This is a genomic window from Prosthecochloris marina (assembly GCF_003182595.1).
Classification (GTDB): Bacteria; Bacteroidota; Chlorobiia; order Chlorobiales; family Chlorobiaceae; genus Prosthecochloris; species Prosthecochloris marina.
Window position 1 is genome coordinate 303,951 of the sequence record NZ_PDNZ01000004.1, and the last position, 23,920, is coordinate 327,870.

At 47.2% G+C, this 23,920-nt stretch carries 21 protein-coding genes; 8 read left to right on the plus strand and 13 right to left on the minus strand.

Annotated elements, in window-relative coordinates:
* Positions 1-43: 43 nt before the first annotated feature.
* The 5 genes from clpX to gpmA all read right to left on the minus strand — a co-directional run bounded on the left by clpX (position 44) and on the right by gpmA (position 8,642).
* Positions 44-1,360, minus strand: a complete 1,317-nt coding sequence (clpX, locus tag CR164_RS07530) for an ATP-dependent Clp protease ATP-binding subunit ClpX (RefSeq protein WP_110023308.1) — start codon at positions 1,358-1,360, stop codon at positions 44-46.
* A 14-nt stretch (positions 1,361-1,374) separates the two neighbouring features.
* On the minus strand, positions 1,375-1,644 hold the full coding sequence (locus tag CR164_RS07535; RefSeq protein WP_110023309.1) for a DUF4404 family protein: 270 nt from the start codon (positions 1,642-1,644) through the stop codon (positions 1,375-1,377).
* A gap of 17 nt (positions 1,645-1,661) precedes the next feature.
* Positions 1,662-3,137, minus strand: coding sequence for a glutamate synthase subunit beta (locus CR164_RS07540; RefSeq protein ID WP_110023310.1), 1,476 nt, complete (start codon positions 3,135-3,137; stop codon positions 1,662-1,664).
* A 46-nt stretch (positions 3,138-3,183) separates the two neighbouring features.
* A complete protein-coding gene (gene gltB / locus CR164_RS07545) occupies positions 3,184-7,788 on the minus strand; it encodes a glutamate synthase large subunit (RefSeq protein ID WP_110023311.1) in 4,605 nt (1,534 codons plus the stop codon).
* Positions 7,789-7,898: 110 nt separating this feature from the next.
* Positions 7,899-8,642 carry a 2,3-diphosphoglycerate-dependent phosphoglycerate mutase gene (gpmA, locus tag CR164_RS07550; protein ID WP_110023312.1) on the minus strand — a complete coding sequence of 248 codons (744 nt, stop codon included), beginning with the start codon at positions 8,640-8,642 and terminating at the stop codon, positions 7,899-7,901.
* A 295-nt stretch (positions 8,643-8,937) separates the two neighbouring features.
* Here gpmA and CR164_RS07555 point away from each other — a divergent pair, with 295 nt between their 5' ends.
* Together CR164_RS07555 and CR164_RS07560 are read left to right on the plus strand one after the other, a co-directional pair.
* Positions 8,938-10,203 carry a nitronate monooxygenase gene (locus CR164_RS07555; protein ID WP_110023313.1) on the plus strand — a complete coding sequence of 422 codons (1,266 nt, stop codon included), beginning with the start codon at positions 8,938-8,940 and terminating at the stop codon, positions 10,201-10,203.
* 186 nt (positions 10,204-10,389) lie between these two features.
* Positions 10,390-11,412 carry a hypothetical protein gene (locus CR164_RS07560; protein ID WP_110023314.1) on the plus strand — a complete coding sequence of 341 codons (1,023 nt, stop codon included), beginning with the start codon at positions 10,390-10,392 and terminating at the stop codon, positions 11,410-11,412.
* 401 nt (positions 11,413-11,813) lie between these two features.
* On the opposite strand, the gene CR164_RS07565 is transcribed toward CR164_RS07560, so the two are convergent.
* Positions 11,814-12,272, minus strand: a complete 459-nt coding sequence (locus CR164_RS07565; RefSeq protein WP_193525194.1) for a nucleoside deaminase — start codon at positions 12,270-12,272, stop codon at positions 11,814-11,816.
* Positions 12,273-12,383: 111 nt separating this feature from the next.
* Between CR164_RS07565 and sucC the strand changes: the two genes are divergently transcribed.
* A complete protein-coding gene (sucC, locus tag CR164_RS07570; protein WP_110023316.1) occupies positions 12,384-13,559 on the plus strand; it encodes an ADP-forming succinate--CoA ligase subunit beta in 1,176 nt (391 codons plus the stop codon).
* 717 nt (positions 13,560-14,276) lie between these two features.
* A complete protein-coding gene (locus CR164_RS07580) occupies positions 14,277-15,500 on the plus strand; it encodes a Coenzyme F420 hydrogenase/dehydrogenase, beta subunit C-terminal domain (RefSeq protein WP_239994492.1) in 1,224 nt (407 codons plus the stop codon).
* Here the strand turns inward: CR164_RS07580 and CR164_RS07585 are convergent.
* A complete protein-coding gene (locus CR164_RS07585) occupies positions 15,497-16,300 on the minus strand; it encodes an SDR family NAD(P)-dependent oxidoreductase (RefSeq protein WP_110023318.1) in 804 nt (267 codons plus the stop codon). The two genes, CR164_RS07580 and CR164_RS07585, sit on opposite strands and share 4 nt — an antisense overlap.
* A gap of 117 nt (positions 16,301-16,417) precedes the next feature.
* Between CR164_RS07585 and abc-f the strand changes: the two genes are divergently transcribed.
* Complete coding sequence (abc-f, locus tag CR164_RS07590) at positions 16,418-18,367, plus strand: ribosomal protection-like ABC-F family protein (RefSeq protein ID WP_110023319.1); 1,950 nt, start codon at positions 16,418-16,420, stop codon at positions 18,365-18,367.
* Here abc-f and CR164_RS07595 read toward each other — a convergent pair.
* Together CR164_RS07595 and CR164_RS07600 are read right to left on the minus strand one after the other, a co-directional pair.
* Entirely contained in the window at positions 18,364-18,936 is a 573-nt protein-coding gene (locus tag CR164_RS07595; protein ID WP_110023320.1) for a nitroreductase family protein, read from the minus strand. The genes abc-f and CR164_RS07595 overlap by 4 nt on opposite strands.
* Positions 18,937-18,959: 23 nt before the next feature.
* Positions 18,960-19,637: a uridine kinase gene (locus CR164_RS07600; protein ID WP_110023321.1), complete on the minus strand. Its 678-nt coding sequence runs from the start codon at positions 19,635-19,637 to the stop codon at positions 18,960-18,962.
* 56 nt (positions 19,638-19,693) lie between these two features.
* Between CR164_RS07600 and CR164_RS07605 the strand changes: the two genes are divergently transcribed.
* Positions 19,694-19,963 (plus strand): hypothetical protein, encoded by a 270-nt coding sequence (locus CR164_RS07605; RefSeq protein WP_110023322.1) that lies wholly within the window; start codon positions 19,694-19,696, stop codon positions 19,961-19,963.
* A 146-nt stretch (positions 19,964-20,109) separates the two neighbouring features.
* Here CR164_RS07605 and hemN read toward each other — a convergent pair whose 3' ends face one another.
* Entirely contained in the window at positions 20,110-21,531 is a 1,422-nt protein-coding gene (hemN, locus tag CR164_RS07610) for an oxygen-independent coproporphyrinogen III oxidase (RefSeq protein ID WP_110023323.1), read from the minus strand.
* Positions 21,532-21,650: 119 nt separating this feature from the next.
* On the opposite strand from hemN, the gene purE reads away from it, so the two are divergent.
* Positions 21,651-22,175 carry a 5-(carboxyamino)imidazole ribonucleotide mutase gene (purE, locus tag CR164_RS07615; protein ID WP_110023324.1) on the plus strand — a complete coding sequence of 175 codons (525 nt, stop codon included), beginning with the start codon at positions 21,651-21,653 and terminating at the stop codon, positions 22,173-22,175.
* Entirely contained in the window at positions 22,162-22,653 is a 492-nt protein-coding gene (locus tag CR164_RS07620; protein WP_110023325.1) for a cupin domain-containing protein, read from the plus strand. Before purE ends, CR164_RS07620 begins: the two co-directional genes overlap by 14 nt.
* A 32-nt stretch (positions 22,654-22,685) precedes the next feature.
* On the opposite strand, the gene CR164_RS07625 is transcribed toward CR164_RS07620, so the two are convergent.
* Genes CR164_RS07625 through CR164_RS07635 form a run of 3 tightly spaced genes read right to left on the minus strand, consistent with a single transcriptional unit; the run spans position 22,686 to position 23,901 of the window.
* Entirely contained in the window at positions 22,686-22,946 is a 261-nt protein-coding gene (locus CR164_RS07625) for a sulfurtransferase TusA family protein (protein WP_239994493.1), read from the minus strand.
* Positions 22,947-22,996: 50 nt separating this feature from the next.
* Positions 22,997-23,473: a DsrE/DsrF/DrsH-like family protein gene (locus CR164_RS07630; protein ID WP_110023326.1), complete on the minus strand. Its 477-nt coding sequence runs from the start codon at positions 23,471-23,473 to the stop codon at positions 22,997-22,999.
* Positions 23,473-23,901: a M67 family metallopeptidase gene (locus tag CR164_RS07635; RefSeq protein ID WP_110023327.1), complete on the minus strand. Its 429-nt coding sequence runs from the start codon at positions 23,899-23,901 to the stop codon at positions 23,473-23,475. The genes CR164_RS07630 and CR164_RS07635 overlap by 1 nt, the downstream gene beginning before the upstream one ends.
* Positions 23,902-23,920 lie beyond the last annotated feature (19 nt).

Consider the following 23,920-nt stretch of genomic DNA (forward strand, 5'->3'; position numbering starts at 1 on the left):
TATATCATTTCATCCGTGAAATGCAAAGCTACAACTGCCGAAATCAGGCGATTTTTTTCTTTTTGCCGTCTTCGAAATAAAATTCAGGCTCACCTTCTCCTGTAATCACCGCTTCGGTAATCACGCACTTCTGCACACCGTTCATCGATGGCAGCTCGAACATGATGTCGATCATGATGCCTTCCAATACGGAACGCAAGGCTCTCGCACCGGTTCCTCTTTCTATGGCTATTTCCACGACCTTGTCAAGCGCATTATCTTCAAAAACCAGTTCACACTCCTCCATTTCAAACAGCTTTCTGTACTGCTTGACAAGCGCATTTTTCGGCTCGACAAGTATGTTGCGCAGTGCTTTTTCGTCAAGTGGGTCGAGTGTGGAAATAACAGGCAGACGACCGATGAATTCAGGTATCAGGCCATATTCATGCAGATCGTCCTGGGATACTTCCTTAAGAATTTCAGGATCGGATTCAAGCTGCTGTGCCTTGACTTTCGTTCCAAACCCGATAGAAGCTTTTGCAACCCTGCGGCCAATGATCTTGTCAAGGCCTTCAAAGGCGCCGCCGCAGATAAAAAGAATATTTTTCGTATTCACATTGATAAGCTGCTGCTCGGGATGTTTTCTGCCGCCTCTCGGTGGTACCCCGACAACCGCTCCTTCGAGAATTTTCAACAGTGCCTGCTGCACGCCTTCCCCGGATACATCACGGGTGATGGAAACATTGGCTGATTTCCGGGCAATCTTGTCAATCTCATCGACATAGATAATACCCTTTTCAGCTCTTTCAAGGTTGAAATCGGACGCCTGCAGCAAACGGGCAAGAATCGTTTCGACATCGTCTCCAACATAGCCCGCTTCCGTCAGGGATGTTGCATCAACGATGGTAAATGGAACCTCGAGAAGGTTTGCCAGCGTTTGGGCAAGCAGAGTTTTTCCGGTTCCTGTTGGACCTATAAGTAGAATATTGCTTTTCTCAATCACTACATCATCGTCCTCATGCACCCATTCCTGCGACTCGATCCGCTTGTAGTGGTTATACACCGCCACAGCCAGTGATTTCCTGGCTCTTTCCTGGCCGATAACATACTGGCCGAGAGATTCCATAATGGATTTCGGAGAAATCAGACGTGGCTGAAAAGGCTGATTGCCTGCTGGTGCAGACGGTTTTATCGCGCTGATCTCCTTACGAAGGATTTCTACGGAACTCATGATGCATCGGTCGCAGATAAATGCATTGGGACCTGCAACCATGCTGTTCACCTCATCACTCCCTCTTCCACAGAAAGAGCACACCACGACGTCATTTCCGCCACCACCTGGCTTTCTTTTTCCTTTCATCCCGTCATTTTCCTTTGACATAGTAAGTCCTCCCCTTAAAAACCCATCCTTGCCAGACTGTCAAGAACGTGCTGTATTACAATCGATAGTTTGGGATGGTCTTCTTCAAAATGATCAAGAGCATTGCCCAAACGCTCTGTCAATCCATCCTGCTCATCTTCTATAACCACCTCTTCATGAACGAGTCTGCCGATATCCTTTTTAAGATCGGTCAGCACCTCTCCGGTGCGCTCATCAACCGTTTCGGTTTGTTCGAGCTCTTCGTGCAACTGCACGAGCAACTCCTGTAATCTCTGCTTTTCCATGCAAAAAAAAGTTATGGTCAAGGAAGGTTTGTACACCCCATCAGGTAACGATCACACTCCCGAGCTGCAGCGCGGCCTTCATTGATTGCCCATACAATCAGACTCTGGCCTCTGCGTGCGTCACCGGCAGCAAAAACTTTTACCATACTGGTTCTGAAGTCCCCATACTCAGCTTTTATATTGGAACGTTCTCCCTGCTCAACTTTCAACTGTTGTAATAACCCCTCTTCCGGCCCTAAAAATCCCATGGCAAGAAGAATCATATCCGCAGGGATAGTTTCTTCGGTTCCGAAAACAGGTTCGGGTATCCAACGCTCCTCTTTTTTCACCCATTCAACCTGACAGACTTCGATCCCGGTCAAATGCCCGTTAGTATCACCAAGAAGTTTTTGAGTCATGACGCTGTAACGGCGAGGATCGTCCCCTTGAACGGCTGCAGCTTCTTCCTGCCCGTAATCAACCTTGATGGTTTTAGGCCATTCGGGCCAAGGGTTATCCGGCTGGCGCTCCAGTGGTGGTTCGGGCATAATCTCGAGCTGTACAACACTTTTACATCCCTGACGGATCGACGTGGCAACACAGTCGGTTCCGGTATCACCCCCACCTATGACAACAACAGCTTTATCCTTTGCATTTATCTTCGGTTCATCGCCGTCCAGCACAGCTTTCGTGCTTGAACGAAGGTAATCCATAGCAAAATACACACCTTTATTGCCTCGGCCTTCAACATCGAGGTCTCTCGGCTTTGTCGCTCCAGTACAGAGAACAACCGCATCAAACTCTTCGAGCAGCTTTTCCGCGGAATAATCTTTTCCGACCTCAGTGTTCACAACAAAGGTAACTCCCTCTTCTTCCATGAGGTCGATACGTCGCTGAACAACACTTTCCTTATCGAGTTTCATGTTCGGGATACCGTACATGAGCAGCCCCCCGATTCTGTCGTCACGCTCAAAAACTGTGACGTTGTGTCCCGCTCTGTTCAGCTGATCTGCACAGGCAAGACCTGCAGGGCCCGAACCGACAATCGCCACGCGCTTTTCGGTCCGCTTTGCAACCTCACAAGGCTTTACCCAGCCCTGCTCAAAAGCGTGCTCGATAATGATGCACTCTATGTTCTTGATGGTCACCGGCGGCTCGATGATCCCGAGAACACATGAACCTTCACACGGTGCAGGACAAACTCGCCCGGTAAACTCAGGAAAATTATTCGTCTTCATAAGCCGCTCGAATGCTTCGCGCCAGAACCCCCTGTAGACATGATCGTTCCACTCGGGAATCAGGTTATGAATCGGACATCCCGATGTCATCCCGCTAAGCATAATACCGGTATGACAGTAAGGTGTACCACAGTCCATACAACGAGCCCCCTGCTCACGCAGAGCTTCTTCCGGCATTTCCTTGTGGAATTCTTTCCAGTCCTTTATACGCTCGAGCGGTTGCCTGTCTTCGGGGACCGCCCTCTCATATTCTAAAAATCCTTTTACTTTACCCATATACCACTTAATTCATTTAACAGGGTCCTGATGCTTTTTCTCTACCTCAGTTTCCGGAGACACGTGCCGGATCGTGAACATTCTTTTCGAATGCAGCCATTATAGCTTCATCACCGGCCATTCCTTCTTTCATGACGCTCTCCATGGCCTCCATCGCACGTTTGTAATCATGCGGATACACCTTTACAAAACGTTTTCTGGCTTCTTGCCATTCCTCGAGTATCCCTGCCGCAAGAGAGCTACCGGTATATTCATAATGCCGCTCTATCATAGCACGTAGTTTTGCTAACTCATGTTCATCGTCGATCTCATAGAGACCGACCATCTGGCAATTACAACGCTGCTCGAATGTTCCGTCTTTATCGTAGACAAATGCAGCACCGCCTGACATACCTGCCGCGAAATTCTTTCCTGTCGTGCCGAGAATAACAACCGTACCACCGGTCATATACTCACAGCAATGATCGCCGACAGCTTCGACAACTGCCTCGAGACCGCTGTTGCGGACACAGAAACGCTCACCGGCCATTCCGCGGATATAGGCTTCGCCGGATATCGCTCCGTAAAAGGCGACGTTGCCGATGATAATGTTTTCTTCAGGCGAAAAGGTTGACTGTTTTGGAGGATAGGTAATAATCCTGCCTCCCGACAAGCCCTTTCCAAGATAATCGTTTGCGTCACCTTCGAGTTCGAGCGTCATTCCCTTTGGAATGAAGGCACCGAGACTTTGCCCGGCTGAGCCGTAAAACTTGATATGGATCGTATCGTCGGGCAATCCCCCGCCACCATGGGCTTTTGTCACTTCATTACCGACAATGGTACCGACAACACGGTCTGTGTTGTGAATCGGGAGTGTCGTGTTGACTTTTTCTTTCCTCTTGATAGCCGGTTCACAAATTTTGAGAAGAGTTTTGATGTCGAGCGAATTACCTATCCCATGATCCTGTCGGGAAGTATTGTACAAGCTTTCGCCCTCTTCACCGGGTTCCGCTTTGTAAAGAATTTTCGAGAGATCGACCCCTTCGGCTTTCCAATGCCTGACAGCTTTTTTCATCTCGAGCTTTTCAGTACGCCCTACAAGCTCGTTAAGTGTCCGAACCCCCATCTCCGCCATATATTCGCGGACCCCTTCGGCAAGAAAACGCATAAAATTCTCAACGTGCTCCGGTTTTCCGGTAAAGTTTTTCCTGAGCTCCGGATTTTGAGTAGCAACACCTACCGGGCAGGAGTCTTCCTGACAAGCACGCATCATGATGCACCCCATAACGACAAGAGCCGTTGTGGCAAAACCGAACTCCTCAGCGCCAAGCAGCGCAGCGATGATGATATCCCGGGCGGTTTTCATCTGACCGTCGGCTTCAACGATTATACGGCTTCTGAGATTGTTGAGTACCAGGGTCTGATGCGTTTCAGCAAGCCCAAGCTCCCAAGGCATCCCGGCATGCATGATACTGGAGAGAGGAGAAGCCCCTGTACCACCGTCATGACCGCTGATCAGTACAACATCCGCGTGCGCCTTCGCTACTCCTGCGGCGATGGTACCAACCCCGACTGTTGAAACAAGCTTAACATTGATACGCGCTTTGCGATTGGCATTTTTAAGATCGTGTATCAACTGCGCAAGATCCTCGATAGAATAGATATCGTGGTGCGGTGGAGGAGAAATCAGCCCGACTCCGGGAGTTGAATGACGAGTCTTGGCAATCCACGGGTAAACTTTGGTGCCCGGAAGCTGTCCGCCTTCTCCCGGTTTCGCCCCCTGAGCCATTTTTATCTGGATCTCTTTCGCATTGGTCAGATATTCGCTGGTCACCCCGAAACGTCCCGAAGCAACCTGCTTGATTGCAGACATTCTCGAGTCACCATTCGACTCCGGCAGAAAACGATCGGTCTCCTCACCCCCTTCTCCGGTATTGCTTTTTCCGCCGAGGCGGTTCATGGCGATCGCCAGTGTTTCATGAGCCTCCTTGCTGATGGAACCGTATGACATAGCACCGGTTTTGAACCGTTTGACAATATTTTCCACCGGTTCCACCTCTTCAATCGGAACAGGAGTTTTGCTGAACCTGATAGCCATAAGACCGCGAAGCGTAAAGAGCTCTTCACTTTGTTCGTCGATCAGACTCTCATATTTCTTGAACATATCGTAATCCCCGGTACGGCATGCATACTGCAGTATGTGGATTGCCTCAGGGCTTAACAGGTGTCCTTCCCCATCGTGCCGCCATTTTCTTTCACCGCCACTTTCAAGCCCAGGGTCAACATCGTTTCCTGATACTGGAAATGCCGCTTCATAGCGCTTGCGAACCTCTTTTGCAATCAAGTCGATGCCGATACCCTCTATCCGTGAAGGAGTTCTGGGAAAATATGAATCCACAAGCCGTGAATTGAGCCCTACAGCTTCAAAAATCTGGGCGCCACTGTAACTCTGAACCGTTGAAATACCCATTTTGGCCATAGTCTTCACAACCCCTTTGACAATGGCTTTGATATAGTTTTTCACGGATGTCTCGGCATCCTGATTCGGAATCTGTCCTTTGTCAACAAACTCTCGAATCGACTCAAGTGCCAGATAGGGATTGATCGCCCCCACCCCGTAACCGATCAACAAGGCATAATGATGCACCGTTCTCGGTTCTGCAGACTCGAGAACGAGTCCTGTTTTCGTTCGCAGACCGGCATTGATCAGAAAATGATGAACCCCTGAAGCAGCAAGCAGTGCAGGAATAGGAGCGTGCATTTCATCAACCCCTCCCTTATCGGAAAGAATGATCAGGTTGGCCCCTTGAGTAATTTCCTGTTCGCATTGACGGCAGATATCCTGCATCGCGTTGTCGATCCCCTTACCGTCATCCTCGATCTTATAAAATATCGGGATGGTAACCGCCTTGAAACCCGGCTGATTTATGCTGCGTATCTTGTCCAGCTCTTCATCGGTAAGCACAGGACGATCGATTTTAAGCCTGTGACAGTTTTCTTCTGTAGGTTCGAGCAGGTTCCCTTCTGAACCAAGCATGACTATTGTCGAAGTAATGACCTCTTCCCTGATAGAATCGATCGGGGGATTGGTAACCTGCGCAAACAGCTGCTTGAAGTAATCATAAAGCAGCTTCGGCCTGTTCGAAAGCGCAGCAAGAGGGACATCGTGTCCCATAGACCCAACTCTTTCCACTCCGTTGGTTGCCATCGGAACGAGATGAAGAGCAATATCCTCCTGGGTGTATCCGTAAAGCTTCTGATGAGCCAATAGATCAAGCTTGCTTTCATCTTGCTTTTCAAGAGCATTGCCGGAAAGAGACTCGAGTTCCAGCAAGTGCTTTTGGAGCCATTTCGAATAAGGCATTTCCTTGGCGATTGTCTCCTTGATTTCTTCATCGGAGATAATGCGCCCTTGCGCTGTATCGACAAGAAACATTTTGCCTGGCTGCAAACGGTCTTTCCTGAGAATCCGTTCGGGCTCTATATCGAGCACACCGGCCTCGGACGCCATAACGACCAGGTCATCTTTGGTGATATAATAGCGTGACGGCCGTAATCCGTTACGATCGAGAATAGCTCCGATCTGAACACCGTCGGTGAAAGCAACAGAAGCCGGCCCGTCCCAGGGCTCCATCAAACAACTGTGATATTCATAAAATGCCTTCTTTTCTTCATCCATGTCGCTGCTGCCGTTCCATGGTTCCGGAATCAGCATCATCGCAGCGTGTGCCAGAGAACGGCCGCTTAACGCCAACAGTTCAAAAACATTGTCGAGGATGGCGGAATCACTCCCGTCCTCCATAATAACAGGCTTGATATGTTCTATACTGCTGCCAAACAGCTTGGACTCGAACATCTTTTCCCTGGCCTTCATCCAGTTGATGTTCCCTCGAAGCGTATTGATCTCTCCGTTATGGCTGAGAAAACGATATGGATGTGAGCGGTCCCAGCTCGGAAACGTATTGGTGCTGAACCTGGAGTGCACCATGGCGATGGCGCTTTTCACGTCGGAATCGTTCAGTTCAGGATAAAAAAGCGACACCTGCTCTGGAAGCAGCATTCCCTTATATACTATCGTTCGGTGAGAAAGACTGCTTATATAAAAATAATTGCTGCCAAGGAGCCCTGCGGTATACTTGACTCTTTTGGTAATCCTGCGCCGTATGACATAGAGCTTTCTGCCAAACTCCTCATCCGAAGCAATATCTTTTCCTTTACCGACAAAAAACATCTTGACCACCGGCTCCTGGGACTTTGCGGTTTTCCCCAGAGAATCGTTGCATGTCGGCACTTTTCTGAGGCCGAGAAATTTTTGTCCTTCTGCCTGAACCATCTGACGGCAGATATCCTCTATAGCCCTGCGCTGAGAAATATCAGGTGGCATGAATGCCATCCCAACGGCATAATCACCTTCAGAAGGAAGCTCGATTCCTCTCTCCTCACAGACCTTTCTTAAAAACCTGTCGGGAATCTGTAAAAGAATACCGGAACCATCTCCGGTATTGTTCTCGCATCCGCAAGCACCGCGATGCTTCATCTTCTCAAGCACTTCCAAACCTTGCTGCACTATCTCATGAGACCGTACACCTTTTATATTGGCCACAAAACCCACGCCACAGGCATCATGTTCAAAACGTGGGTCATAGAGCCCTGCTGCTTGCTTTGCTTTCATATCTCCAGCTACTTCTAATCTAAATTATTTACTAAAAAAGCGCTCTCAAATTTGAACTGGGGAATATAAACTTTTTCAAAGAATATCCCTGAGCCACCACTCCATCTCGACTACGCTTTACCTTGATTCGCTACCGCGTTGATTGCTTTTTGGAGTGCATCCTGATCACCCAGGTAGTAACTTTTCAAGGGCTTCAGATCATCATCGAGTTCATATACGAGAGGAACCCCGGTTGGAATGTTCAGCCCCACGATTTCCTCGTCCGAGATAGAGTCGAGATACTTGACCAGGGCACGTAGCGAGTTACCGTGCGCTGCGATAATAACTTTTTTCCCGGCCTTGATTTCAGGCGCGATTTCTTCAAGCCACAACGGCAGAACACGGGAAACGGTATCTTTGAGACATTCCGTCAAAGGAACATCATTCTCTGCAAGCGATGCGTATCGGGGATCGTTTCCCGGATAACGAGAGTCGGTCTTTTCAAGTGGTGGAGGCGGCGTATCATAGCTTCTACGCCAGACCAGCACTTGCTCTTCTCCATGCTGTTGAGCTGTTTCAGCCTTGTTCAGTCCCTGAAGCGCCCCATAATGGCGCTCATTCAGACGCCAATCCTTGGTAACCGGTATCCACATCAGATCCATTCCGTCAAGGACGTTCCACAACGTACGGATAGCTCTCTTGAGAACCGAAGTATACGCAATGTCGAAAACAAAACCCTCCTTTTTCAGAAGCTCCCCTGCGCTCCTGGACTCCTTTTCACCTTTGTCGCTCAAGTCAACATCATACCAGCCGGTGAAACGGTTTTCCCTGTTCCACTCACTTTCTCCATGGCGAAGCAATACAAGCTTTATCATGCCGCTCTCCTCCTTGTAAGACCATTGATTTTATTGAAGCGAAGGGTATTACCACCCTATTTTACCAAGTCGTATGAATGTAATAATCTTGAATACTTTTCTCAAACATTCTACCTCACCCTCCACTCCTTCCAGGTCAATCCGTACGCACAAAAGGCAAAAATTATAAAAAGAGCTTATGGTTTTATATGATGAAATATCCTATCTTTTGTTCTTTTGGCCCTATGGCCCAGTTTATTATCAAGTATTACAAGACCGACAAAAGAGAAGCCGGCCAAAGATCTGACAACGCAATATGAAAGTAGACAATTTCAGACTGCAACTTGGCAAAAAAGAATATACCCCGATCGTTATAGGCGGAATGGGAGTAAACATATCAACGACCGAGCTTGCTCTCGCAGCTGAAAAGCTGGGCGGAATTGGCCATATTTCCGATGCTGAAGTTTGTTTTGTCTGCGATCAGATACTCAGTACCTCATATACCACCCGTAAACGCAAGAAATACAGTTATAACGCTAACAACCCCGATAAATCAGATCTCCACTTCGATCTCGGTGAAGTTGCCGAAGCGCAGAAAATGTATGTAGAACATACTGTATCTCAAAAAAGCGGTAATGGTGCCATCTTCATGAACTGCATGGAAAAACTCACCATGCGGGATTCTTCCGAAACGCTCCGAACACGGCTTTCCGCAGCCATGGATGCCGGAATAGACGGACTGACACTTGCAGCCGGCCTCAACCTGCGTACACTTGATCTTATAAAAGACCACCCTCGGTTCCACGATGTAAAAATCGGAATTATCATCTCATCGTTACGTGCTCTGAAAATTTTCCTGAAGCGGGCTTTCAAGCTGCAACGAATGCCGGACTATATCGTTGTAGAAGGTCCTCTAGCTGGAGGACATCTTGGTTTCGGCCCTGAAGACTGGAAGTCTTACGACCTTTATACAATCGTAACAGAGGTGATTGATTTTCTAAAAAGTGAAAACCTGAACATACCGGTCATACCCGCTGGCGGAATCTTTACCGGCGGTGATGCCGTCAAATTCTTACTGGCCGGAGCCTCGGCCGTTCAGGTGGCAACGCGGTTCACCATCACAAAAGAGTCAGGTCTTCCGTATGAAGTCAAGCAACATTACATCAATACTGAAAAGGACGACATTGTTGTCAACACAGTCTCTCCTACCGGTTACCCCATGAGAATGCTCAAAAGTTCACCGGTTCTCAACTATTCGATCAAACCAAACTGTGAAGGTCTCGGTTACCTGCTTGACAACAAAGGTAAGTGCGGTTACATAGAGTCGTACTACAAAGCTCTCGATCTCAAGGAAAAAGGTCAACGCATGAAAATCACCGATCAAACCTGCCTCTGTACAGGAATGGCGAAATATGACTGTTGGACCTGCGGAGATACTACTTACCGGCTAAAAGAAACAACGAACCAGATGCCGGATGGAAGCTGGCAACTACCCTCGGCTGAAGATGTCTTTCAGGACTACCAATTTAGCGAGAACAACCAGATACAGAAACCTTCCGCTCAAGAAAAAGTCAATAGCTGACCGTTGATTTGGAAATATATGACCATTAGAGGAACTTCCGCTCAAGTCTGAAGATTTCTCACTTTTCCCATTTCATTTTTCGCTCTTCCTCGTCTTCTACCCCACTACCTCCAGCTAAGCGGGTTATTTACAAAAGAACTGTTACATTGGAATATATCAAGCACACAGCATTTCAATCAGGTCGCCATGAAAAGAAAGCTGAGGTTTCTGTTGACGACAGCGCTCATCTTCGTTCTGTCGCTTTTGCTGATTTTCCTTTTCAATCAGCTTTATTTCTTTGCTGCGCTTGTCGGCAACTTTCATCCTGTTGCAGGCTATGCTGTTTTCGGAACAGGAGCGATCATCTTTTGTGCTTTTGTTTTTTCTCTCATTGCACTCTGGAACCCTTTTCCTAAACCGGTTTTCCCTGAAAATGAAGCAGTACCATCCTACGCGGCCTATATACGTTACCTCGGAAAGTCTCAACTTGCACACCCCAAACACCCCGACCCATTCAAAAAGGAAAGAGACGAACGATGGATCAAATCCAATCACAAGCTCCTTGAAACCGATGCCCTGAACATCACAAAAGAACTGGCAATTAAAAACTTTTTTGTTGGAGCTTTAGCTCAAAATACATCTTATGGCACCTCGACATCGTTGACGAACAACCTCAAGCTCGTATGGCGCATCTACAAGCTTCATCATAAAAAACCATGCGGTAGAGACCTGCTTGCCCTTTATCGCTTCACCTATGGATCGCTTCCTCTCTCAGATTTCAATAAGGAAGAACTTCCCTCACACATCAAACCTATTATTCAATCCTCCTTCAGCAACACTCTTGCAACGCTCCTGCCAGGAGGAAATCTGCTGACTCCGCTGTTTCTCAATTTTTTCCTCGCCGGATCCACTAACACCTACCTCACCTGCCTTACCGGCATCATCAGCCTTCATTACTGTCAGGCTCTCTCGGAAGAAGATACGGCGGAAATCGTCCGTCAAAGCAATTTCGAGGCAACGTTTATGCTCAAAGAGATTGTTAAAGAATGCAATCCAATACTGTCAAAAACCATAAGCGACGCAGTTAAAAATGCCGGCATGGAAAGCCTCGACACCGTTCGACCACCAACTCCCGGAGGAAATCTGGCGCAGGATATCGTTTCTCATGTAGCACAATCGCTTAAAAACATCATTCGGGAAAACGTCGAGTCGGAGAAAGAAAAGCCGTAAAATCGGAATTCAGAATCCTGAAACCGGAATCCAGATCTCCATAGCTGTTGATTTGTTGAGTCGTTGAGCTGTTGAATTGAAATGAAAAGCAATGAGCAGCGAGTGCTGAACGATGAGTGTATTTAAGTTTTCAGTCCTTAGTTTCTTAGTGTTGAGTTCAGCAAGAGTAACTTGGTACTGGGTATTCGGGAATAGGGTTAAGACAAGGTAGGAGTATGGAGTAGTAGCGTTGCTGCAGGAGTAAGGAACCAGGAAAATAACCAATACCGAATGACTATTGCGTAATGGGGGAAGAACGGAAAAGGGAAAATAATAGTCGGCAGTAGCACAGAATAGTTTTTTCCCCAGAAAGGTAAAGGAATGAAAAAAATGCTCCTTTTTGACTTTTGCTCTTTGACTTTTTACTCTTGATCTCGTAGTCCGCGGAAAAACTCCTGCAGAAGACTTTGCGCCTTATGCTCGAGGATCCCTCCGTAAACCTCAGGTTGATGATTGAGACCGTGTGAAGAGACAACGTTCATGACTGTCCCGCATGCCCCCATTTTCGGATCATACGCCCCGAAAACCAATCTCCCGAGCTTTGTATTGACAATCGCGCCTGCACACATCGGACAGGGCTCGAGCGTCACGGCAAGCGTACAATCGTTAAGATATTTGCTTCCAAGGGTGGCCATCGCCGACGTCAAAGCAATCATCTCGGCATGGGCAGTTGCATCGGTAAGTTCCTCGACCTGGTTATGCCCCCTTCCCACAATATGGCCGCTTGCATCAAACACTGCAGCACCGACTGGAACTTCTTTTTTCTCATATGCCTTGATCGCCTCTCGGAAGGCTTGCTCCATAAAATATGAAAGATCCATTATCCTGATTGAATTTTATCTAACCGCTAATTTTTGCTATTATAAACCTTTTGTTTGCCAATTTCCAGGAGCACCCCTCCTATTGTGCTACTTTAACAAATATCCAAGAACATGAATATTCACGAATATCAAGGTAAGGACATCCTGCGCAAATTCGGAGTCTCCGTACCAAAAAATATCGTTGCTTTTTCCGCCGATGAGGCAAGACAGGCAGCAGAACAGCTGTTTGAAGAGCAGGAAAGCAATGTCGTCGTTGTCAAAGCCCAGATCCATGCCGGGGGGCGAGGCAAAGCAGGTGGCGTCAAGCTTGCAAAGTCTCCGGAAGAAGTTCATGATATTTCACGCCAGATGCTTGGTGCCACCCTGGTAACCCATCAGACCGGCCCGGAAGGTAAAGAAGTCAAGCGCTTGCTGATAGAAGAGGGAATGAATATCGAAAAGGAATTTTATGTCGGTATTACTCTCGACCGTGCAACCTCGAACAATGTTTTAATGGTTTCCACCGAAGGCGGAATGGAAATAGAAAAGGTTGCGGAAGAAACCCCTGAAAAACTGTTGAAAATCCAGATTCATCCCCTTCATGGCATTCAAGGGTTCCAGGCCCGTCAAGCTGCGTTTTTCCTTGGCCTTGAAGGTGAAAATTTCAAAAATGCCGTACGGTTCATCACTGCACTGTATACAGCCTATACATCAATTGACGCCTCTCTGGCAGAGATCAATCCGCTCGTCGTAACTAAGGAAGGCCGTGTTCTCGCTCTCGATGCGAAAATCAATTTCGATTCAAATGCCCTTTTCCGTCACAAGGATTTCCTTGAACTCCGGGATACAACCGAAGAGGATCCCTTCGAGGTCGAAGCCTCCAAGTCAAACCTCAATTACGTAAGGCTCGATGGCAATGTCGGCTGCATGGTCAACGGAGCAGGCCTTGCTATGGCTACAATGGACATGATCCAGCTTGCCGGTGGTAAACCTGCCAACTTCCTCGACGTCGGTGGCGGTGCCAGCCCCGAAACAGTAAAAGAAGGCTTTAAAATCATCATGAGTGATAAAAACGTTAAAGCAATTCTTGTCAATATATTCGGTGGAATCGTACGTTGCGACCGTGTTGCTGGAGGCGTCATAGAAGCCGCGAAGAAGGTTGGTCTGAACCTCCCGGTCATTGTACGGCTCGAAGGCACCAATGCGGAAGTCGCTCAGAAAATGCTTGATGAATCCGGCCTCAACCTTATCGCAGCAAGCGGGCTGCGGGACGCCGCCCAGAAAGTGAATGAAGCACTTGCAGGATAATTTTCCACGTTCGGCACATCATCCACACAATGAAGAGGCTGCCTCAAAAGAGCAGCCTCTCGTTTTGTAAGCAGACAATCATTTATAGTTATCAGCTACCCCCTCATCGGCATCATCCCCGGGCCTGGTCCGCGAAATCCTGAAAAAACTGTTTCCCGGGGATCCATCTTTGGTGAAAGCCCCATGAACACCGGATCACTATTGAAACTGAAACTTTTTTTTACAAGTCGGCATGACTTCAACAACCGGCGACATGCTTTTGAGGAAGCTTCTTTTGTTTTTTCAAAAAAAAACAAAAAGGCAAATCTTAATAGACTTAATAGAAACTTTTTGAAGAAAAAAAATCGGGAGGCAACCAGCTTTAGAGGCGCTTTCACGCCTCTTTCACCGGGCTCTAACAACAGATCAGAAAACACCAGAAAACATGGATCACGGTATCGAAGTATATCAACATGTACGTAACCTTATCATCAAAACACCGATCTGTTGCAGAACATCAAGCAGCAACACTAACCTAACCGGATAGTAAAAGCACCTGTTCCTACTCAAGCACTTTCATAACATTGGACGACCATTTCCCATGAAACTTGCGTCCTTTTTGAAAAAAAAATAAAAATGTTTTCTCTCCGTGTTAAATCCTTTAACTGTTTGACCAGTCAGCTAATTTTGTTTCCTTATACTTCGATACGTTGATAATCTGCTCATCTTTGTACAACAATGACGGAAACCGACAACGCTAACCCGGAAAAGGGCATCTGCAGTTCCTGTGGACTTTGTTCGATCAAGGAGTGGCCAATGCAGGAAAGCATACAGAGCTGCGTTTTTAAAAACGGATGGCTGGGAAAGAGAGAAAAAAAACTGTTCGGGAGAGAAAGAAAACCGGACAATCCGGAAGAAATGCGTTTCGGCATAGCGCAGGAAAGATTTACCGCACAGCTTAAAAACCCTCTTCCCGATGCTCAGTGGAGTGGCATTATCACCACAATAGCCCACAGGGCTTTTGAAAGCGGTATGGTTGAAGGAGTTGTGACTTTGCACCGAAGTGAGGAAAACCGTTTCTTTTCACAACCGGTTCTGGCTATGACAACCGAAGAAATCGACGCATCAAGGGGTAATAAACCGGTCCTCTCTCCAGTTCTCAGATCCCTGCAAACGGCTGTCAGAAAAAAGCTCAAAAAAATTCTCGTCATCGGGGCAGCCTGCCATATTCACGTTCTCAGGGATTTTCAGGAACGGTTTCCCTACCTGCAAAACATGGAGATCTATACCATCGGTATTCCGTGCGTCGACAATGTCCAGAGAAACCAGTTCAACTGGATTCTCGAAAGAATGTCGAAATCACCCGGCACAGCCTGCCACATGGAGTTCATGCAGGATTTTCGCATCCACATCAAGCATACTGACGGAACCGTAGAAAAAGTCCCGTTTTTCTCTCTCCCCGAAGAACTTTCGAATCCAGGCATCTTTCCTGAATCCTGTATGGGATGCTTCGATTATCTCAACAGCCTTTCGGACATCACTGTCGGCTACCTTGCAGCAAAGCTGCTCCCCGATCAGAACCGGCAATGGGTAATGGTGAGAACAGAGAAAGGCCGGAAACTGCTCGACCTTGTAAATGATGAACTCACACGCTACCCTGAAGAGGGCAAATGGGAATGCAAAAAGTTCATCCTGCAAAACACCGAACGGATCATTTCGAGCATGAAAGAGCAAAAGGCCTCATACTCTCCGGACAGAAAAATACCGGTGTGGGTCGGACACCTCCTTTCATGGATGCTCAGCATGTCAGGCCCGAAAGGAATCGGCTTTGCTCACTATTCGGTTGATTTCCACCTGATCAGGCATTACTATTATGTCAAATACAGATGCCCTGAACAGCTTACCGTGCTTGTTCCCCGTCACGTCCGGTCAATTCTTCAAGAATATGATCTGCCGCTTTAATCTTCAGATTTCCCGTTGAAAAGCTCCCTTCTCCTGAACGGCGCAAGCAACATTCTGGCGATAACCTTCGGCTTTGTCAGCCACTCGATTCTCGGCGAAGAAGCGGTGCTGAGCACCATTTTTTCACAAAGAAAAGCCGTAACGGTATCGACATCGTCTGCCATGATATTGTAAAACTTTCTTTTTTTCCTGGTTTCAGGAGAGTCACCGTGAAGCGTCTCGAGAAGCAGATCGGTAACAACCATACCGGGACTCAGCGTCCCGACCTGCACAGGTGACGAACCGGCTTCATTGGCAAACGCACGGGTAAAGTAGCGCAAGGCGCTTTTCGACGTTCCGTAAACCGACAAACCCTCCATCATGAAACCATCGCTGCCAAGCCCCTCCATGTTGAAGATTTTGCCCCGCCCTTGCTTCTGCATCTCAAGAAAAGGCACAACGGTGCCGTTTACAACGCCGAGCATGTTAACCCGGAGAACATCTTCGATTGTCGCCTGTTCCAGTTCCCAGACCTTCAGCGTGTCATGGGTAATTCCTGCATTGTTCACCCAGATATCGACCGGGCCGAATTTTTTTACCGCAACATCGAGCAGTGACTCCACATCACTCCTTTTCCCAACATCGGCAACGGTTCCGACAGCACTCTCGCCAAAAGCTGCAAGTTCATGAACCGCTTTCCGGACGCTTTGCGTTGAGGTTCCGCAAATTGTCACCTTGCAGCCCTTTTCCAAAAATCTTTTTGCAAGCCCGAAGCCGATCCCCCTCGTTCCACCGGTAATAACAACAGATAACGTACTCATGCTCTATAGGTTTTGTTTCCATGCAATATAGTATCCAATCCGTTAATGCTGCTTTCATGAATTATTGTATCTTTGCTCTCACTCGAAATTTTCCAGACACTACCGGATTCTGAGTCTATGCTTGAAGCGCGAAATATAAATCTGAGTGCCGGCACGAAAGACCTGCTGCTCAATACGTCTTTCCGTATCGGAAGCAAGGACCGTGTCGGCTTGGTTGGCCTCAACGGAACAGGAAAATCGACGTTACTTCGTCTTATAAACGAAACCGGTTCAGGCCACTCAATCATTTCAAACGGCCAGATCACCCGATCATCCGACACGACCATCGGCTATCTTCCCCAGGAAATCTCTTTTGAAGACGACCTGGAAAAAACCGCATTGCACTACGTACTTCAAGCCAATAAAAAACTGAACGAACTTTCAAATTCCATTGAAAAGCTGCAAAAAGAGCTTGCGGAACCCGATCAGGATCACGAAAGTCAACGCTATCATCGACTTATTGAAAAGTTCAGCGACGCGTCCCATGAATTCGAGCGTCTCGGTGGATATACCATGGAAGCCGAAGCAGAAAAAGTACTCAATGGGCTTGGTTTCAACCAGACGGATTTCCACAAAAAAGTAAGGGAGTTTTCCGGTGGCTGGCAGATGCGCCTCCTTATTGCCAAGCTTCTGTTACAGAAACCAACGCTTCTTTTGTTGGACGAACCCACCAACCACCTCGATATCGATTCCTTGAGATGGCTCGAAAATTACATGCTTGGTTATCAGCACAGCTGCATCATAGTTTCTCACGATCGTTTTTTTCTCGATAAAATCACAACGAGAACACTTGAGATCTATCTCAAGACCATCCATGAATACAAAGGAAACTACAGCTATTACGAAAAAGAAAAAGCTCAGCGTTTCGAACTCATGATGGCTAAATACGAAAACGATCTAAAAAAAATGGCTCACCTGAAAGCGTTTGTCGACCGCTTCCGCTACAAGGCGACAAAAGCCAAGCAGGCACAAAGCAGGCTGCGCCAGATGCAGAAACTTGAAGAAGAACTACAGGCCCCGGAGGAAGACTTGTCTGGAATCGCTTTCAGTTTCCCGAAGGCCAAACATTCAGGCAAAGAAGTGCTGAAGCTCGAACATGTCACGAAATCATGGCAGCAACCGGACGGCTCCATCAAGAAAGTGTTGAAAGAAATCGATCTTGAAATCCTGCGCGGGGACCGGATAGCCGTCGTCGGATCGAACGGAGCAGGCAAGACAACTTTTTGCAGGATCGTTTCGGGTGACCTCGACTACGAAGGAACAATGACTCATGGGCACAATGTTTCCCTTAACTACTTTGCCCAGCATCAGACCGAAAATCTCAATCCGGACAAATCGGTTCTTGAGGAAATGATGGATGCCGCTCCCGATGCACAATCTCAGCGGAAAGTCAGAGATATTCTGGGCTGTTTTCTTTTCAGCAGCGATAGTGTCGAGAAAAAAACAGCCGTTCTCTCAGGGGGAGAAAAATCAAGACTGTCACTTGCAAAAATTCTGCTGCAGGCATCGAACCTTTTGATCATGGATGAACCCACGAATCATCTCGACATGCGCTCCAAAGAAATGCTGATCGATGCTCTTGAAAACTACGATGGCACCCTGATGCTGGTCAGCCATGACCGCTATTTCCTCGACAGTCTTGTCAACAAGGTTATAGAAATAAAAAACGGTTCTCTTCAGGTATATCTCGGGAGTTACGGAGAATACCTTGAAAAAGCGGAAAAAAGCTGGGAAGAAGAGCGCAAAAAGGAACGTACCTCGCAGAAGAATAATTCCGGTATAAAAAAACCTGCCTCTATCTCTCGACAGAAACAAGTCCCGAACAAGCAGAATAATGCAAAAGCCGAAAAACTGGAAAAAAAGATCCACAGACTCGAAGAAGAAAAACTGGAATACGAAGCCCGAATGAGCTCAACGGATTTTTACTCTCAACCGGAAAAAGAAATACAAAAAAATATCGATCGATACCATGAACTTTGTACGGAAATCGATCGACTTTACAAGGAATGGGAATCAGCCATTTCCTAATCGATAATCGTCACACTGTCAGATTTTCTTGGCTCTGGTTCAGGCAAAGGCGCCGCACTGTAGCCAAACACCGCTGCCGAATATGGGTTGTATCCTTCCGGAAAAACAATCCCAAGCTCCCTGAATACAACCCGTCCTTTCTCTGTAGCATGAAGCATCATAACCGAGTGCATCCAGCACGAACCGATATCCATGGAAGCCGCAGCAAGCATCATATTCTGCATTGCAAGTGCACAATCATACTGGGGAGCTAGCGCGTTGGGATCACCTGTTACAACGATAAGAATCGGAGCATGGTAAAATACGCTGAAATCGTCACGTCGGGCAACCTCACGCAACGCATCAACATCTGACTCCAGAAAAACCGTTTTACAGGATGCATCGAGCTTATCCAGGAGAGCACGGTTGCGGATAACGGTAAAATGCCATGGCTGCTGATTCATCGCACTTGGTGCGTATCGGCCCGCCTCGAGAATCAACTCAAGCGCATCCAGATCCACCTGGTCCGGCTTGTATACCCGGACACTTCTGCGTTTGAGGATTGAACCGATCGTTTCATTTGTATTCATTCTTTCCTCACTTTAAGACATCGTTATTCATCCTCAATATCCACACATGACTCGAAAACATCGAAGTTGCAGTCTACATGGAGATCAGCGAGAGGTTTCAACGAACGCACATGATGATGCTCACGCTCAAGGACCTCCCAGCGATAACCATCTGCAGGCTCCTTACAACGTAACATCTGGTTGATTTTGGTCTTGTGATAGGTCAGATCGATAAAAACCCTGAGATCGATATCATCCGTTCTGATCGCGTATAATCCGTCTATGATCAACAACTGTATCTTACTGAAGTCGGTGAAAAGCTGGTCAACTTCTTCAGTAATAATATCGATGCAGGGTATGAACACCTGCTTGTCTTTCCTGAAATCGTCGATGTTGTCATGCAAAAGATTCCAGTCATATTCACCAAAACCGACGGATTTGTATTCGTTGCTTATCCGGTGCTCCCTTCGTTCGAGAGGAGGAACGCGATAATAGTTATCTGTATGAAGAATTTTAACTCGAATATTACAACCTTTCAGGAGAAGAGCAAGTGAATGAGCAAGTTCAGATTTTCCCGCTCCCGATTCACCTGAAATGGCAACCACAAACTTGTAACCCGGACTACTTTTTTCCAACTCACGTCTATCTACCAATACCCGCTCCATGATACTTTTCGCAGCGGATTTGTGCTGATCGTTGATCAGCAAGACATCACCTAACATATTTCCTTAACATTTGTGCGCCTCGTTTTGCAGGCACTGTTGGAAATATTGATTCTATGATAAAAGTAACAGTTTTTAGCTATGATTTCAATGAAGAAAAACATGTTTTAACCTCGATGAACAAAGAAAAAAATGAACGACAGCTTGCCCTGCTTTTCCCGAATACAAGAGCCTGTTTCAAAAGACAGTCGACAATGGTTGAAACCAACATGGTCACCATAGAAAAGCCATGCCGCTCTCTGAAAAAGAAGTTCGATTTTCACAGAATGACCAGTGGCATCCATAGAGGCATTCACAAAAGATGGATCCCCGGACAAACCCTGTGAAACAGTTGTTTTGAATTTCGCAGTTCAAGCCCATGAATGACAACCATGAGGGAGAGCTGAACTACTAACGATTATCTGCGTTAAATACGAGAGGCGGTCATTTTGAGACAGCCTCTTTCCTGAATCAGAAAAAACAATCAAGAAGATCAATCCACCTGCTGTGCTTCTTTAGCCTGTCGAGCCTTCTCGATATATTCTGCCTGTATATCCCTGGATACGTTGTATGCCTTTGAAAGGCTGTCGGACCGCCAAAGCCTGGCATCGAATGCCATGCAAATATTTCTGAGGAACGGAATACCGACTTCCGTAACACGAACGCCATCTTCATTCAGCTCGACCATGCCGTCATTCTGCATATCTTCGAGACGGAACTTCGCAACGTCGAGTTCGTCACAATATAATTTTGGATCATTCCAGGAAGTTTCCTGTTTGCACATCAGATTCAAAATGTGGCGACGCAGCACAAGATCCTCATCGGTCAGCAAATGACCGCGATGTAAAGGAAAACGGCCAGCGTTGACTTCACGTATGTAATCTTCATGGAAACGCTCGTTCTGGGCAAAAGCATACCAGGTATCACTTATCGAAGAAGAACCGAGAGCAAGCATCATCTGGGTGGTGTTTTCCGTATACCCCATGAAATTTCTGTGAAGAGTACCGTTTCTTGCCGCCTCATAAAGGGCATCCCCTTGAAGAGCAAAATGATCCATACCTATTTCATGGTAACCTATCGACTCGAGCATCTCCAGACCTTTATCATAAAGCTCCTGCTTGACAGCACCAACCGGTAAATCCTTTTCCTTGAACTTTCGCTGTCCTTCGTACATGTGCGGATTGTGACCATACGCATAAAATGCGATCCGATCGGGCTTGAGCTCCATTACCTTGGCAATCGTATCGGTAACAGTAGCTAACGTTTGCTTCGGCAAGCCGTAGACAAGATCGAAGTTGACCGATGTAAACCCTATCTCGCGCGCGATATCCACTTTTTCCCGAACCAGCTCAAAAGGCTGCAGCCGGTTGATTTCTTTCTGAACTATCGGATCAAAGTCCTGTATACCGAAACTCATCCGGCGAAAACCAACGCTGTAAAGCGCTTCAAGATGCTCCCTTGTGGTTGAACGCGGGTTTGTCTCAAAACTGAACATGTAATTGTCCATCCGGTTAACATGTTCATAAAGCCCGTCAACCAGCCTTACGAGATTATCCGGACTTAAAAATGTCGGAGTACCGCCACCGATATGCATCTCCTTGACATTCAGTGTGCCGGGGAAAACATCGAGGTACATTTGCCACTCTTTCAGCAAAGCATTGAGATAAGGTTCCTCAAAAGAGTGATCCTGCGTCCGATAAGCATTGCAACCGCAGAAATAGCAGTAATTTTCACAGTAGGGAATATGGATATACATACTGACACCGGTAGTGTCATTACTGTCATTGAAGCCTTTTACCATGGCTTCTTTCCACTGTTCCTGTGATACTCCGTCCGTACTCCATGAAGGAATGGTAGGATAACTTGTATACCTCGGACCGGGATTGCGGTACTTATCTGCAAGATTTGTTGCCATTGTAATCTTCCTCTACAATTGTTACTTTTCCTTTCTTGTACCCGTGAAAATACACAAAACTCTGCAAAATCATAAATAAAAGGACACCGCCACAGTGCGGTGACAATCAATTACTTGCTATGACAACTCCATCTAACGACTCATCTCCCCTGGTAGGCATCCTTATGGGTTCCGACTCCGACTTCGACATCATGAAAGAGGCGGCTTCCGTCTTCGATGAATTCAATATTCCTTATGAAGTTTCGGTTATTTCCGCACACCGTACCCCTAAAGAGCTCGAACGATATGCCACGAACGCAAAAGATAACGGCCTCAAGGTCATCATAGCCGGAGCAGGTGGTGCAGCACACCTTCCGGGCGTTACTGCAGCACTTACCGTACTCCCGGTAATTGGTGTGCCGATTTTCAGCAAAAAGCTCAACGGACAGGATTCTCTTTATTCGATCGTGCAGATGCCCGCAGGCATTCCGGTTGCGACAGTCGGCATCGATAACGCAAGAAATGGGGCCCTCATGGCAGTACAGATCCTTGCGCTGACCGACCCCTCGATTATGTCTTCCCTTGAAGGATTTCGGACCAAACTTGCGGAAGCATCCCGTATGAAGAACAGGAAAGTACAGGAAAGGCTCAATGCAATCAGCTGAATATTGGATTGAAAAACTCGATCTTTTTAACCACCCTGAAGGGGGCTTCTTTCGTGAAACGTATCGCAGCAAGACCTCTTACGAGTTTCGCAAAAGCCCGGTTTTTTCCGGAAACCGGGCATATTCTACAGCAATTTATTACCTGCTCACAAAAAACGACCGATCAAAGCTGCACAGGATCAAATCGGATGAACTATGGTTCTATCATACCGGAGCTCCCCTGACAGTCTATCTGTTCCATGATGTCGGCTTCATGTCAACATTGACCCTGGATCCGGGAAAAGGAACATTTCAAGGCATTGTTCCTGCAAACACGTGGTTCGGAGCAAGACATGAAACCGAATCCCCGGAAGCATACACACTAACAAGCTGTGTTGTCTCCCCAGGATTCGATTTCAGTGATTTCACTCTGGCCGACAGGGACTCGCTCACCAGAAAGTTTCCGCAGCATGCCGGGTTGATTGAAGACCTTACCTGAACCGGTAACCATTCTTTCCAGCCCCATCTTTATTATTTTCGGATCACCACATGGTAGAAAGCCCCGTCTTTGCGTATATCTTCGACACGATACCCCTGCTCCTCTGCCGTTCTCGGCACACTCTCCAGCGGCTCACCCTCCGAAAGCAGCACATCGAGGACATCACCGTCATTAATCTGTGAGAGTTTCAGTTTGACCTTAACCATGGTCATGGGGCATCGCTCTTTTGTAATATCGAGAGTATGCTGCATGATAATAAGCGCCTCCTTTATAAACCTTTCTTTGCACACCATTCTTGTTCGTCACAGACCGACAAGAGCCAAACATCCCGCGAAGCACCGGTTTAAATGAAAATGATATGTCCATCCTTGGATGCATCGAGAAAAGTGGCCACTCCCGCAACGTGCTTCACATGTTCATCGAGATCGTTCTTATCGATTCCGAGAATATGCATCGCCATCTCGCAGGCAACAAAATCAATATCCAGTGCTTTCGCCGCCTCTACCAGTTCATCGAGAGTCGCTACATTGCTTTTTTTCATCATACCGGTCATCAGGACCGGACTTGCACCCCCGAAATTCAACCTGCTTAACGGAAGATTCTTTTTTCCTCCCATGAGAAAATTAAAAACCTTTGCCAGCACCCCGCCTCCTATCCATGTCCGACCTGTTTTTTTCTTCAGGATGTTAAGCCCCCAGAAAGTAAAAAACATTTTCACCTCCCAGTTCACGGCCGCAGCACCTGTTGCCAGGGTAAATGCCGCCAGTGCCTTGTCAAAATCACCGCTGAAGCATACTATCGAGAGCTTTTGCCGTTCCATCACATCTCCCGGTTTTCCGATTCTTTATCCGACCTGTCAATGACGATAAGAGGTTCTTCACTTACCTCTTTTTTCACAATTCTGAATGCCCTGACCTCAGGGTCTACAGCAGCAAGAGAAACAATCACATAAATCATTCCGGGATCGAATGCAAGCCGAATGTCCTCTTGCGATGGCCTTGCCGGTGTTTCAGGATGACTGTGATAAACGGCAATGGCCTGTTGTTGTTTTTTCCGCATTGTCAGAACAGCATCAAACTGCTCTTTGGGATCGAAAGAAAAATGCTCGCCCGACTTATCCAAGTTGGTCAGATAATAGGCTTCAACTGCCGTCTCACCTTTGCCTCCCAGATATCCACACGCCTCCAGAGGCATTTCCCGACGGGCATGCTCAATGATCCTCTGATACACGCATTTGTAAATCTCCATGCTCTTCCTCCTGTTCCAT